The organism is Acinetobacter portensis, from assembly GCF_009372215.1.
Taxonomy (GTDB): Bacteria; Pseudomonadota; Gammaproteobacteria; order Pseudomonadales; family Moraxellaceae; genus Acinetobacter; species Acinetobacter portensis.
Genome location: NZ_LWRV01000058.1, coordinates 37338 through 49504 on the forward strand (window position 1 = coordinate 37338; position 12167 = coordinate 49504).

At 35.2% G+C, this 12167-nt stretch carries 11 protein-coding genes; 5 read left to right on the forward strand and 6 right to left on the reverse strand.

What is annotated here, in order from left to right; all coding sequences use genetic code 11:
• Positions 1–42 precede the first annotated feature (42 nt).
• Positions 43–984, forward strand: a complete 942-nt coding sequence (locus A6M14_RS06390) for a lysophospholipid acyltransferase family protein (RefSeq protein ID WP_152874159.1) — start codon at positions 43–45, stop codon at positions 982–984.
• On the opposite strand, the gene A6M14_RS06395 is transcribed toward A6M14_RS06390, so the two are convergent.
• The 3 genes from A6M14_RS06395 to A6M14_RS06405 all read right to left on the reverse strand — a co-directional run bounded on the left by A6M14_RS06395 (position 974) and on the right by A6M14_RS06405 (position 5396).
• Positions 974–3400 carry a DNA internalization-related competence protein ComEC/Rec2 gene (locus A6M14_RS06395; RefSeq protein ID WP_152874160.1) on the reverse strand — a complete coding sequence of 809 codons (2427 nt, stop codon included), beginning with the start codon at positions 3398–3400 and terminating at the stop codon, positions 974–976. The genes A6M14_RS06390 and A6M14_RS06395 overlap by 11 nt on opposite strands.
• A gap of 84 nt (positions 3401–3484) precedes the next feature.
• Complete coding sequence (locus A6M14_RS06400; protein WP_152874161.1) at positions 3485–4168, reverse strand: ABC transporter ATP-binding protein; 684 nt, start codon at positions 4166–4168, stop codon at positions 3485–3487.
• Positions 4161–5396, reverse strand: coding sequence for a lipoprotein-releasing ABC transporter permease subunit (locus tag A6M14_RS06405; protein WP_152874162.1), 1236 nt, complete (start codon positions 5394–5396; stop codon positions 4161–4163). The genes A6M14_RS06400 and A6M14_RS06405 overlap by 8 nt, the downstream gene beginning before the upstream one ends.
• 23 nt (positions 5397–5419) lie before the next feature.
• On the opposite strand from A6M14_RS06405, the gene A6M14_RS06410 reads away from it, so the two are divergent.
• Positions 5420–5992 (forward strand): PilZ domain-containing protein, encoded by a 573-nt coding sequence (locus A6M14_RS06410; protein WP_152874163.1) that lies wholly within the window; start codon positions 5420–5422, stop codon positions 5990–5992.
• 1 nt (position 5993) lies between these two features.
• On the opposite strand, the gene A6M14_RS06415 is transcribed toward A6M14_RS06410, so the two are convergent.
• Positions 5994–6902 (reverse strand): DMT family transporter, encoded by a 909-nt coding sequence (locus tag A6M14_RS06415; protein ID WP_152874164.1) that lies wholly within the window; start codon positions 6900–6902, stop codon positions 5994–5996.
• 9 nt (positions 6903–6911) lie between these two features.
• Positions 6912–7379 carry a YaiI/YqxD family protein gene (locus A6M14_RS06420; protein ID WP_163123296.1) on the reverse strand — a complete coding sequence of 156 codons (468 nt, stop codon included), beginning with the start codon at positions 7377–7379 and terminating at the stop codon, positions 6912–6914.
• A gap of 248 nt (positions 7380–7627) precedes the next feature.
• Between A6M14_RS06420 and A6M14_RS06425 the strand changes: the two genes are divergently transcribed.
• Both A6M14_RS06425 and A6M14_RS14090 read left to right on the forward strand, forming a co-directional pair.
• On the forward strand, positions 7628–8557 hold the full coding sequence (locus A6M14_RS06425) for a hypothetical protein (protein WP_152874165.1): 930 nt from the start codon (positions 7628–7630) through the stop codon (positions 8555–8557).
• A 422-nt stretch (positions 8558–8979) separates the two neighbouring features.
• Positions 8980–9120, forward strand: coding sequence for a hypothetical protein (locus A6M14_RS14090; RefSeq protein WP_171500249.1), 141 nt, complete (start codon positions 8980–8982; stop codon positions 9118–9120).
• An 84-nt stretch (positions 9121–9204) separates the two neighbouring features.
• Here A6M14_RS14090 and serC read toward each other — a convergent pair whose 3' ends face one another.
• The gene (gene serC / locus A6M14_RS06430) at positions 9205–10284 is read right to left on the reverse strand and encodes a 3-phosphoserine/phosphohydroxythreonine transaminase (protein WP_152874194.1); all 1080 of its coding nucleotides are present in this window, start codon (positions 10282–10284) and stop codon (positions 9205–9207) included.
• Positions 10285–10712: 428 nt separating this feature from the next.
• On the opposite strand from serC, the gene A6M14_RS06435 reads away from it, so the two are divergent.
• Positions 10713–12155 (forward strand): TolC family protein, encoded by a 1443-nt coding sequence (locus A6M14_RS06435; protein ID WP_241678048.1) that lies wholly within the window; start codon positions 10713–10715, stop codon positions 12153–12155.
• The last annotated feature ends 12 nt before the right edge of the window (positions 12156–12167 follow it).

The window sequence follows — 12167 nt, forward strand, 5'->3', positions numbered from 1 at the left end:
ATTATTTCTCACGCCCCTAAGCTTTCTACAAAATTTAAGACAATGACTCAAAAAAATTCAAATTTTACACGTTTAATAAATTTTGTAAGTCGCCAACCTCTTACTGTTGCTCGCTTTACTGCAAAGTTTCTTGCGTTATTGGTGAATACTTTAAAGTTAACCAAAACATCTCATGTTATTCGTTTGAATTTAGCAATTGCATTACCACACTTGAGTCAGGCTGAAAGAAATCGAATTGGGCAAAATGCCATACAAAATGAATTGATTTCTTATTTTGAGTTTTTTCATATTTGGGGCGCAGAAAGTCATAAAAATGTTGCGCGAATTCATCAAGTTCATCATGAGCATTTATTCCATAATGCACTTGCCCAAAATAAAGGTGTGGTTTTAATCATGCCGCATTTTGGTACTTGGGAAATTATGAATGCATGGCTGGCACAGCACACTCAAATGACCATCATGTATAAACCCATTAAGAACCAATCTGCCGATGATTTTGTTCGTAACGCACGAAGCCGTGAACAAGCGAATTTAGTACCTACAGATGAATCTGGCGTTCGTCAAATTTTTAGAGCGCTTAAACAAGGTGGTACAACCGTCATTTTGCCAGATCATTCACCCGATTCTATTGGCGAACTCGTTCCTTATTTTGGTATTCCACTTTTTTCAAGTAATTTAAGTGCGAAGCTTATTCAAAAAACCAAAGCTGCTGCATTATTTATGTACGCACTACGCAATGAAAATAGTTCTTTCGATATTTTTATAGAAGAAATCGACCCTTCTATTTATTCACAAACAGCCGAACAAGGCACAGAAATTATTCATAAAGCCATCGAAACTTTAATACTTAAAAATCCAGAAAATTACCATTGGAGCTATAAACGTTTTAGTGCAAATCCTGAGCTTTTTACAATTTATGATATTCCTACAGAGAATGCTTTAACATTGGTTGAAAAAGTACGTCAGCAAGACCCTATGATCTAAGATTATTTCTTTTTAACCAAAGCCTTTGATCACGTTCTTTATTAATGTATATATCGCCTTTTTTATTCTGTGAAAATTGTATCGTTCCATTTTCAATCGTGCTTAAAAATGGAATATTCAATTCATTCAAACGAGTCTCTACAATTGCGCTAGGATGCCCATAACGATTATTAAAACCTGCCGAAACAATTGCCATTTTAGGTCGAATTTTTTCTAGAAATGCATAAGAAGAACTATGCTGACTACCGTGATGTCCCAATACCAATACATCTACCTTTAGATTTGGATATGCCTGCAAAATTTCATATTCAGTTTGCCAGCCTGCATCACCCATTAATAAATAATTTTGATAGTTTTTGGCATTCAATACCTGAACATACAACACACAAGAATTCTCATTTTTATCAAATTTTGCAAAAGCTAATTGCTCCGCCTTTGGCGAGAGTACTGCAATTTTTATATGAGGATTAATATGAAAAACTTGTCCTTTTTGACAATACTCAAACTTAGAAGATGGTGAAATATCAAGTTGTTCATTTGAATAAACTTGCTCAAAATTCAACTTATTTTTCAAATATGAAAATGCCCCACTATGATCTTGATCTAAATGCGTAAGAAATAAATGATTCACTGTACGAAAGCCTTTTACCGATAAAAATGGCTGAATAATTTGCTGACCCACACTAAATTTTTCTTCATCATAATATCCACCTGTATCCACCATAACAGTGTGATTTTGAGCTTGGATAAATATAGATTGCCCTTGCCCTACATCTAAAATAGAAAGTTCAAATGGATGCTTAGTATTTTCACTCAAAATAAAGGGTAACAAACAAATAGCGGCCCAAAATTTTGGCACAAGTCCTTGAGGTAAAAATAGAATAATCAACGATAAAATCACACATAACATCATCCAAAAATTCATTGCTACAGGAATCAGCTGTGGAGATAAAATGGCGTCAATGCCATTCATTATAGAAAGGAGCAAAGTAATACACAGATTGTTAATTTGAAAAAATAACTGACTTAAAGGCTCAAATAAAAAGTAGCTCATTCCCGCTAAAACATCTAAAGGCACAATAATTAAGCCAATAAAAGGAATAGCAAACAAATTACTTAATGGTGTAATCCAAGCGATTTGTTTAAAGAAAATGATCATTAATGGAAATAATGCAACGAAAATTTTCCACTGAGATTCCACTAAAATTTTTAATGCTTGAATCGCTTTTTCAGTAATATTTCGACTTTCAAAATTTTGTTCTTGTATGGTTTGATAAATTCTCAATAATACAAAACACGCGCCATAAGACAGCCAAAATGCTGCAGATAAAATACTAAAAGGATCGAATATTAATAATAATGATGCACTTAAGAGCAATAAAGTTAGAGCTTTAATAGGAAATTTAAATAGAATCCATACACTCGCTAACAACGTTACCAACAAAGTTCTTAATGCAGGAATTTCAAAACCCACATAAGCACAATATAAAAATACACAGCTTAAAAATGGAAAAATCAGTAGATATTGCTTGGGAATTTTCAAATAAATTTGCGGGCAATATTTTTGAATTATTTGATGAATAAGCCAACACATCATACAAGCAAAAATTAAGACATGAGGCCCTGAAATTGCGAGTAAATGACTCATTCCAAAGCGTTGAAATTGCGCTTCTATCTGTTTATTGAGAAAGCTTTCATCGCCTGTTAATAATGCAAGTGTAAGACCTTTATGTTGTATGGGTTGTTTCTGAATAAAATGACGAATATCTAAACGCTGAAGCTCTACCCACCGTTTAAACTTTGCCAAGAAGCTTTGGTTTTGCTTCACATAAGCGGTGTAACCAAGCGTTTTTATATCTTGCTCAGAGAGCTTTTCAACCGCTTTAATTTGAAAATTTCCCATCCAGTTTTGCTGTATATACCACTGTTCAATGTCAAATACACCTGGCGTTGCATAACTATGAATGGGTGAAACTTTTCCTTGTAAGCGATAATAATCACCAATTTTAAGTGCTTCATGCTGTTCAATTTTAAGTGAGCTATTCCAAATAACAGGTTTTTCAAATTGATTTAAAACCACCAATTGCTGTTGAATCGTTTCAGGTTTCAATTGATTTAAGGAGTTTACCGCAACAATAATTTCTACATCATCTGTGTTTTCTACTCTATATTTCAGTCGCTCTAGTAATTGATGGTTTGAAAAACTCATCCCTAAAACTGTTGCAATTGCACATGCAAAAAGTGCATTCATCAGCCTTAAATAGTTATTACTGATACGTAGATGAATTACAAATTCAACCACAAGCAAGGTAGCAAAAAGATAAAAACTAATCGTTGATAACTGAAAAAATGGATGAATATTTTTACCTAAAAAACTGATGCCGAAGATCCATCCTGCACAGATGATTTGAATCATTATTGTTATCTAAATTTTAATTATTGGACGCAATAATAAAGCCCACCTAAGTGAGCTTCAAGGTTACTTGTCGTATTTTTGGATTTATTCGTTTACCCAAACACCGTCTTGCATATGCAAAATTTTATCGGCAGATTGTGCAAGTGCTTCATCGTGCGTCACAATCAGCATCGCCATATTAAACTCATTACGTAAATCGCTTAATAATTCGAAAATTTTAACTGCTGTTTTACGGTCTAAGTTACCTGTTGGTTCATCTGCAAGCATAACCGCAGGTCTAGCAACTAAGGCACGTGCCATTGCGACACGTTGACGCTCACCACCCGAAAGTTCACCTGGTTTATGTGTTAAACGGTGTGATAGTCCTACACGATCTAACAAATATTCCGCTTGTTCTTTCACTTTCTTGTAGCTTGTACCATCACGTAGCATTAAAGGCATTGCGACATTTTCTAGCGCTGTAAATTCAGGCAACAAATGGTGGAATTGGTAAACAAAACCTAAGTGTAAATTACGCTGAAAACCACGTTCAGATTCACCTAAATTATCGAAGCGTTGTCCGTTTAAAAATACCATACCTTCTGTTGGACGTTCTAAACCACCCAACACATGCAATAAAGTACTTTTGCCCGAACCACTTGAACCAACAATAGAAACAAACTGCCCTTCTTGTACTTGTAAATCTAGGCCACGAATGACTTCTACCGTGGTTTTACCATCTGTAAAATGCTTCGATACATTTTTTGCTTCAAGGACGACTTTACTCATAACGTAATGCCTCCGCAGGTTGAATTTTCGCAGCACGTAAAGCAGGATAAATTGTTGCTAAGAAACTTAAAATTAAAGATAAGCTCACAATAACCACAACATCTTGCCATCTTAAATAAGATGGTAAGTAGTTGATAAAGTAGGCATCAAATAGATTTAGACCAAATACACTGCTGATCCAACCCACTGCACTACTAATGCTTGAAGCCAAAATAACTCCTAAAATTGCACCCGAAACTGTACCAATAACACCAATCACAGTTCCTTGAACCATAAAGATTTTAGTAATGGTTGCAGGTGAAGCACCTAAAGTTCTTAAAATGGCAATATCCGCTTTTTTATCGGTGACCACCATCACTAAAGAAGACACAATATTGAATGCCGCAACCAATACAATAAGGAATAACAGCAAGCTTACCATTGCCTTTTCCATTTGAATGGCACTGAACAAATTACCGTGGGTAAATGTCCAATCTGATGCATAAAAATTAGATGGCAATTCACGTACAATTTCATTCGAAACAATCGGTGCTTGGAAAATATCATCCAACTTCATTCGAACGCCTTGCGCGCCATCTGGAAGGCGTAGAAGTGTTGAAGCATCATTTAAGGCGATATAGCCCATCATTGAATCGACTTCAGCACCAATACTGAAAATACCCACAATTTTAAAGCGTTTAAAACGTGGCACAACACCCGCTGGAGATGGCGTTGCTTCAGGTAAAACCAAAGTCACATTATCGTTTAAGCCTAAACCTAAGGCATCTGTCAGTTGTTTGCCTAAAACAATACCAAACTCACCTTTTTTCAGGCTATCAATACTGCCTTCAACCATATGATTTTGTATGATAGAAACCTTCTTTTCATACTTTGGTTCTATACCCGTAACCATAATGCCAGAAACTTGCCCTTGAGCTGTTAACATCCCCTGTAATTGTGTGAAAGGTGCTGCACCTGTCACATGTGGATGTTGCTCAATTTTTTTTGCAAGTTCAGGCCAATCTGTTAATATTTGAGTTGAAGAAACAGTGGCTTGTGGCACCATCCCAAGAACACGATTCTTAAGTTCGCGATCAAAACCATTCATTACAGAAAGGACAGTAATGAGTACAGCAACACCAAGGGTGAGGCCGATCATAGAAACCAAAGCAATAAAAGAAATAAAATGGTTACTGCGCCTAGCGCGAGTGTATCTCAACCCTATATATAGCGAGATTGGTTTAAACATACCATCTAGTCCGAGGTAATATTATGGAAAAATTTCAGCATCAAAGTGGTCAAAATGACCGCAGAGTGATGTCACGCATAGATGCTGCCTTGAGAATCAACTATCAGGTCATTTCTGAAGAAGTTGCGCTAAACGACCCGTATGATTCAAATTTTGTGTTGCCACGTTATTTTCTTCTACTTGCAGAGTTAGATCAATTCGATCTTGCTTTAGACCACGAAATAGAACAAATATCTGAAAAAGATCAACAGATTGCACGCATCTTATCGCTATTCAATCAAAAGTTAAACCTCATCACAGGTACTTTGTACGATGCAATTGTACAATCCTTGTTACCAGTACCAGCAAATGTGAATATATCTGAAAGTGGTATTAGCTTTTATTCAGACCAAGCACTTGCCGATAATTCTTACATTCACATTACACTAAGCCATCCAGAAAACTTCTTTCATATTGCCGCCATTGCACAAATTGTTCATTGCCGCCAAGAAGAAAATGGGACATATCGTACTGGTGCTTATTTTATTAGTTTACTTCCACAAGATCGTAGCAAATTAAGCCAAGCTTTAGAACTTATAAAATCTCAGCAAAGCTGATCTATTCAATAGATTCAGCTTTTTTGACAGACTTACTTTGAATAAAATCTTTATAAAAGTAAATAAACAAACCAAACAATAAAATGCTTGTTCCAAAGAAAATCATGCCTGTTAGTTTTTCATTGTTTAATAAAGCACCAAATAACATTGCAAGCATCGGTGTCATCACCGTTGTTAATGACAATGTTGTGGCTTTAATATTTTGTACCAATTTAAAGTAACAGAACATCGCAAGTAAAGAAGCCATAATCACGGCATAAAACAAACCAATTAAAGACTTTGTACTTGGAAGATGCGTCGGTGCATACTGCCAAATAAAGGGCAATAAGCACAGTGCAAAAATACTAGAAACAATAATTGAACCTGACGCTTGTGCCATCGGTTCTAGCGGAGCATTGACTTTTTTAACCCAGAAAATTGACATGCAATACACAAAAACACTAATCAGCATTAAAACAATACCGAGTGGCTGAACATGATGATCACTACCACCAATACAAATCACACCTAAGCCAATAACAGCAACAAACATGCCTAGCCATTGCAATCGATGTAAATGAATATTAAAAACAAAACGACCAATCAGCCCTGTCATAATGGGTGCTAAGCCAAACATTAAAGCAATAATGCCCGAGCTTAAATATGATGTTGCTAAATAAGTGAAAATTTGCGAACCAATAAAACTAAAAGCACCCGCAATATAACTATGAATTGAAATTGTATTTAATTTTAACTTCACTTTTAACAGTACAAGCAAAGCTAAAGATAACGGTAATGCAATAAAAAATCGTAATGCCAATGCCCACAAGTTATGAATGTCAGCAACACTCCAAACAATGGCAAGAGGTGTTGTCGACCAAATGAATATGAGTAACACATAGGTCGACATTAAGTTCGCTTTAGACGGCATCTTAAACTCTTAGGCTGTTTTTCTTTTTTGTTTTTGAATCGTTTGATCTAATGCACTTGAAAACTCGCGTTTATCTCGCTCTACAAGCGGTGGAGGCCCACCTGTTTGCACACCTGCGCCACGTAACGTATCCATAAAATCGCGTAAATGTAAGCGCGCTTTAATATTTGAAGTCGTATATATTTCACCTCGAGGATTAATTGCGACTCCCCCCTTTTCAATAACTTGAGCCGCCAAAGGAATATCTTGAGTAATCACAATATCGTGCTCCTTCATTCGATCTACAATTTCTTGATCGGCTACATCTGCCCCACTCATGACCTGAATAGAGTTAATACGAATTGAAGGTGTAATGCCCACACTTTGGTTTGCCACAAATGTCACTTCCATTTGATAACGATCCGATGCACGAATAATCACATCTCTTAAAATACGTGGTAAAGCATCGGCATCAACCCAAAGTTTAAATGGCAGCACAAGTTAATCCTGAAATGAGTGTGGGATAAGTTTAACAAATTTGATTAGGCTATATGATAGATAATCTCTTTTAAACTCATCTAAGTAGATTTGTATTTACACTTGCCATCTATTTAGAATTTGATTAGCTTTAAATGAGTCTTTTGTAACTTAAAAGATATAATTTCAGTTTATTCGATGCTTCGACTTGAAAATTCTGAATAACCCTCGATCTAATAGATAAATACAACCCGAAATCAATTGTGCATATGAAAAATCAAAATAGTCCTGAACGGATCACCATTGAAGAACAAAGCTTCGGTAGCCATGTAGAACATTGGAATCTGTTAACAGATAATCCTGCAACAGATGTACCAAAATGGCTTGGTTTGGCACTTGATGCGCCAATTATGCCAATGGGGTTGTGTAAAGAAGAGTGTGAAATGGATGCACAATCTTGGTTAATTCAAGGCCCAAATAAAGCGGCTATTTTACTAAATCAAGTCATTGATGTTGAAGATAATAAACCCAAAGCGGTCAAAACTGCTTTTCCAACCTTTGAAAGCCCTTACAAGGTTGATGCAAAAATTGAACGTATTATTTGTGGAAAATCGAATACACAAGCCGTACTTCAATTAAACGTAGGTGCTGGCGTTGCCTATGCATTTGACAACTTATACAGTGTCAATCACCTGAAATACAACAAAGACCAAACTTATACAGTGCAATTCAATGGTTGGGCTTATGAATTAGAAGCCGTTTCAGATCATGAACAAATTGTTGTCGATGATCCTGCTTCAATTAAGCATCATCGCGCACTCAATGATATTTTGGCTGAAAATGGCGGTGTTGCACCTGAAAATCTTCAAGCGTTATTAGATGCTTGGGAGCCTAAATCTGATGATGATAAAGAACCTGTTACCGTAAATTTTTCAAAAATGGTGGCATATCTTTATGGCGAAACCATGGGACAAGAAGATGAAGCTTGGTTCCAAAGTAAAATTGTAGGCAAAACATCAATGAATTTCATGGATAATGAATATACATTATACGATGTCACACTTTTCTTAGAAGAAAATCAACCTGCAATTCTTGCGCGTATTGCCACAAAGAATCCTGAATATAGTCGCTTTGAAATTGGACAATACATTCGCGGAAACATCTGGCTACAAGTAAGTATTTTTAATATAAAACAATAATTTAAGTAAAACCAAAACCTCGATTATTTTTTTGCTTTTGCATCATAAATTTCGAGGTTTTATTTATTTTAGATATTTATATTTCATTGTCATTATTTAAATTTTGATTATTTTACCCACAATTAAAGACTGTTTTTTAATCAATTTAAATTCAAAAAATAATCAGTTATCCACAGCTTTAAATTCAACATCTCGTTTTTAAATTCAAATAACTGTGGATAATTTTTATTCTAAACCAATTTTATAAACATAATCTGAAAGCCTGAATTTACGCGGTTTTTTATAATAATGAGCAATTCAATGACTAAAATAAAAACTTTATTAAGTTAATTTGAAATAGTACTTTATTTAATCAATTTTTTATGTTAAAAATATGACAAACCTATGAATCAACGATAAATAGATCATCGGAAATAATATCTATGAGAATCGTGCAAGAAGAAAATTTACAGCAAGTGGAACATCGAATTGGAAATCGCTACCAATTAGATTTTATGTCATGCCTATTTTTTGTATTGGGGATGCTTGCTTCTGCTTATTTATTACATACTTTCGTTTTCTAAGACCTTATTATTCTCGTTTAGATTCGACCAAATATAAAAAAGCCCATCATTTGATGGGCTTTTTGCAATTCTGCTTAAATAAACTTATGCATTACGTTTCGCAAAATCATCCATGAAATTTACAAGAGCTTGTACGCCTTCTAATGGAACTGCGTTATAAATACTTGCGCGCATACCACCCACAGAACGGTGACCTGCTAAGTTAAGAAGATGATTTTCTTCTGCTTCTTTCAAGAATTGTTTTTCAAGTCCAGGATTTGCCAAAGTAAACGGCACATTCATAATTGAACGGTTTGCTTTGGCAATTGGATTTGCATAGAAATCGCTTGCATCGATATAACCATAAAGCAGTTCTGCTTTTGCAGTATTGGCTTTATGAATTGCTTCAACACCACCCTGCTCAAGTAACCATTCAAATACCAAACCAGATAAATACCATGCATAAGTAGATGGCGTATTCACCATTGAATCATTTTTCGCTTGTGCTGAATATTTCAAAATACTTGGAATTTCAGGTTTTGCTTGATCGAGTAAATCTTCACGAACAATGACAATAGTTAAACCTGCAGGTCCAATATTTTTTTGCGCACCTGCATAAATTAAACCAAATTTAGTGACATCAATGGGCGCAGATAAAATACTTGAAGATAAATCTGCAACTAACGGCTTGTCAGTTTCTGGAATACTTGCAAACTGAATACCGCCAATGGTTTCATTTTCAGCATAATGAACATAAGCTGCATCTGCAGATAAGTTCCAAGTGCTTTGTTCTGTAATTGCAAGTTTACCGTCAATTGTTGTACCTGCTTCAACCACATTGATATCGCCATAACGCTGCGCTTCTTTCAATGCTTTTTCAGACCAGATACCAGTATGAATGTAATCTGCTTTATTATTTTTACCTAAAAGGTTTAATGGAATTGCAGAGAACTGTAATGATGCACCACCCTGTAAGAACAATACTTTATAGTTCTCAGGAATATTCATGAGTTTACGTAGGTCTGCTTCAGCCTTTTCAGCAACCGCAACATAGTCTTTACTACGATGGCTCATTTCCATGATCGAAAGACCTTTACCTTGCCAGTCCAGCATTTCAGCTTGAGCTTTTTCTAAAACAGCAGTAGGTAATGCAGCAGGACCAGCACAGAAGTTGTACGCGCGCATGATTTTTCCTTTCAGAGTGAAACACAATAAAATGATGGCATTTAACCACATATAGGCTATATGTGCAGTATTTAAAGCTGAAGAAATTTCAATCTTGTCGGACATTTACAATCAAAATCTCAATCGTTCTGATACATCTGCATTGGAATGATCCAAAAAAACTATTTAATTCAATAAATTGAAAAATCCAAATTATTTTAAAGAGTTAATTTTTCCAATTTATTACCACCCTCTCCAATGCATACCTTTAAGATAGCTAAAATGTTATATAAATGTATTTTCTTTATTGTTCGCCAAATATTGTTAAACACCAATTCAAATGAATACTTTATACTGCTGTTTTTATTCTATTTCTAAGAGTAGAAATGATGTTAAGCCAATTTGAACAATGCTTTAAAACAACGAAAATGCATATATCTATAAAAAGTATGGTGCAAGTTAGCTTTGTTTCATTCGCATCTTTAATATCTTGTGAACTTTATGCTCAACAAAGCATAAGTTATATGCAAGCAGAACAAGCTGTATTAAAAGAATCATTTACAACGCAAGCCAATACAGCACTTGAGCAAGCCGCAAAATTAGAAGCGGAAGCCGTCAAAAATATCGCTTTACCTCGTGTAGATTTAAACGTTCGTGCCTACGCCTTACATAAAGAAATTGATATTCCTTTAGGCGCATTAAAAAATCATCTAGATCAATCGCTCACTCAAGGTGTCGATTCACAAATTAATCAATGGCAACAAGGTTCTGGGGCAAATATTTCAGGTTTGCAAGATGGAATAAACCAAGGAATACATGACGGTATTGGTCTGATTCCAAATCAATATCAAGTCAGTTTGGATGATGAGGTAATCCGTCCAACGGTGTCATTCATGATGCCCATTTATACAGGTGGATTAACCACAAGCGCCAAAGAAGTTGCCAATATTAATGCTGAAAGAAGCCAACTCAATACACGCCAACAACAAGATACTCAACGCTTCGAAATTATTCAGGCGTATTTTAATGCACAATTACAAAAGCAACTTGTTGAGAGTAGCCAATACAACTTCAATGCGATGCAAACGCACTACAACAATGCTTTAAAACTCGAAAAACAAGGTTTTATTAGCAAAGGTCAGCGCATGCAATTTGAAGTTGCAAAAAACAATGCACAGCGAACTTACCAAAATTCAGATGCATCATATAAAGCAAGTTTATTTCGCTTGAATAATCTTTTACAAAGTAGTGATGTCACTGCTTTAACCACACCATTGTTCGTAAATACCACACAAAATCAATCTTTAAATAACTTGCTCAAAAGCTTTCCTGAACAATCTGCATTAATTCAAAAAATGCAAAAAGATACCCAACTTGCAAAAGCCAATGTCAAAGTTCAAAGCGCTGCGAAAAAACCCAACGTTTTTGCTTTTGGCGAATATAGCCTAGATAATAAACAAGATTGGATTGTCGGCATTGCTGCTCGATATAACCTTTTCTCAGGAATCGACAGTAATAAAAATGTGCAAGCAGCAGAATTACAAAGATATGCAACCGAACTACTCACATCTCGCACTAAACAAGAAATTGAAAATATTATTTATACCTCTTATAGCGAAGCAGTAACCGCACAGCAAAGTGATGCTTTACTTCAACAAAACTTGAAAGCAGTTCAAGAGAATTTACGTATTCAAGAACTTTCTTTTAAAGAAGATATGGGCACAGCAACTCAAGTAATTGATGCACAAAATAGTTTAAGTGCATTAAAAGCAGAAACAGCGTTAAATGCTTATAAATATGTGATGTCTTTAGCGACATTATTACAAAGTCATGGCTCGATAGATCAGTTCCAAAGCTATATTAATCAACCTAATACACGTTATATCCGTTAATTTGGAGAGGAA